Raw genomic sequence first — 2,218 nt, 5'->3', positions numbered from 1 at the left:
ACTTTACCAGCAAAAGCATCTGCACCTGCAGAACCGACGATGATGTAGACCTCTTCTTCGTCTTCACCGACTTCTTGGATTGTTACTGTTTTACCGATTGCTACCTCATCTTGGGCAACTGCATCGCTATTAACAATTTCAGCATAGCGAATTTTTGTTTCTAGACTTGAAATTTGTCCTTCAACAAAAGCTTGTTCATCTTTCGCTGCTTCATACTCACTATTTTCTGAAAGGTCTCCATAGGAACGAGCAATCTTGATACGCTCTACGACTTCGGGACGTCGAACGAGTTTCAACTCCTCTAATTCTTTTTCTAGTTTTTCCTTTTCTTCAAGGGTCATTGGGTAAGTTTTTTCTGCCATTTTTTTAACTTTCTTTTCTATTTCTTTTTTAAAACAAAATTATGTGGAAAACCACATAATTTTAGTTTGAACTACTTGCTTGAGGTAACTTGCTATTGATATGCTCTGCAACGTTTTGATCATGTTCTTCTTTTGTTGTTGCAAAGTATACTTTACCGTCTTCAACATTGGCTACAAAGTACAAGTACTCACTCTTTGTCTGGTTTACACTTGCTTCAATCGCATCCGAACTTGGGCTATCAACCGGTCCAGGCATGAGGCCAAGGTGTGTGTAAACATTGTATGGTGAATCAATCGTTGTATCAATTCCAGCGTCATCTGCTAAACTAATCTTTTGACCAAGTTTTCCTTGAGCATATAGGATAGCGATATTACTTTGAAGTGGCATACCGACATTCAAGCGGTTATAGAAGACACCTGCGATTTTCTTGCGGTCTTCGGTCTTAGCACCTTCTTTTTCGACAAGAGAAGCAATGCTGAGCAATTCATTAACTGTCAGATTCTTTTCTTTGATCGTAGCGTAGTATGGTGACATAGCCTTGTCCATAGCAGCTACCATCTCATCAATCAAACTTTCAACAGTTGTGCTGTCTTTGATCGTATAGGTTGCTGGGAAAAGGTAGCCTTCAAGACGATAACGAACGCCACTGTCTTTTGTTGGAAGACTTCCAAGTAGGTTTGGATACTTGGCTACTAATTGTGAGATAAAGGTCTCATCTTGAACTTTTGCCAAGAAAGCATCCGCAGTAAGAGGTTCTTTAAATTCACCTTGAAGTTGTCCTACTGTTTGAGCGATTTGCTCTAATGTATAGCCTTCTGGAATGGTCAAGTTTGCAAGAACAGGTGCCTGAGCTTCAGGAGTCCCACCTTTTTGCAATTCTTGAATCAACTCATCCGTACTCATACTCTTCTTCAAGTTGTAATAACCTGACTTCAAGTTAGCATGGCTATAGTATTTAGCATAAAGGCTAAAGATCAGTCCATGTTTAACCAAACCAGATTTTTCCAAGGTGCTTCCAATTTCTTGAACGTTTGCTCCGTCTGGGATTTGAACCGTTACATAGTCCTTAGAGCTCGCATCAACAGGTTTCAAAGAATCTTGAACGTAACCATAACCAAAGTAACCACCGACTGCAACGAGTACTAGGAGAACTAGAACTGTTACTAGGCAACCTTTGGCTTTTGATTTTTTCTTTTTCTTAGTTGATGTTGCACCTTGACGACGACTACGACGCGGAGCATCAGCTAATCCACTGCTAGATTCTGTAGAAACAGGCTCTACTCTTTCAGGCATCCCTGGGGTGATTTCCTCTTTCTTGTCTTCTGTTTTATAGGTTACGGCAACCTTAGTCGGAGTATCGTTAAATTCTTTTTCTTCGGGTTTAAGCTCAACTGGTTCTACCTTAGGTTGAACGGGTTCCACTACAGGTTCTTCAGCCAGATGAATCGGCTCTACTAGAGGTTCTTCAGATTCTACAACTTCAATCTTGTCGATGATTGGCTGTCTAATCTCTTTCTCTTCTTGGTCATCCGTTTCATCAGTTCTAGCACTTGAAAGTGGAGGAACACTTGGTGCATTCTTTAGAATTTTATCGACAACAGACAGGGAATCAGCCATCAACTCTTCTGTTGATGTTTCTGGTTCAAGATCTGAAGGAGTTGCTGAACTAGCTTGAGATGATGAAGCCGTCAGATTTGGAATCTCTACTTCTTTCTCTCTTCTATCTTGTTCTTTTACTCTTTCTAAATCACGTAGAATCTGCTCTTTAAAGCTTAATTTTTCTTCTTCTCTTGATTTTTCAGTCAAAAGCATTACCTCCTTGTTGACAATCCATAATATTATATCTTAAAAGTCG

Annotated in this window: 2 protein-coding genes; both read right to left on the bottom strand. The window is 39.9% G+C overall.

What is annotated here, in order from left to right:
• Positions 1-362, bottom strand: a 362-nt coding sequence (gene greA / locus GMD4S_RS08090; protein WP_000818764.1) for a transcription elongation factor GreA, incomplete at its 3' end; no start/stop codon positions are given.
• 61 nt (positions 363-423) lie between these two features.
• Positions 424-2,175, bottom strand: a complete 1,752-nt coding sequence (gene mltG / locus GMD4S_RS08085) for an endolytic transglycosylase MltG (RefSeq protein WP_000927560.1) — start codon at positions 2,173-2,175, stop codon at positions 424-426.
• Positions 2,176-2,218: the final 43 nt, after the last annotated feature.

It is taken from the genome of Streptococcus sp. GMD4S (genome assembly GCF_000296955.1).
This window is presented reverse-complemented; position numbering and strand designations above follow the sequence as displayed.

Coding starts and splice junctions, on each gene's coding strand:
- mltG (WP_000927560.1), bottom strand. CDS start 2,175: ATGCTTTTGACTGAAAAATCAAGAGAAGAAGAAAAATTAAGCTTTAAA.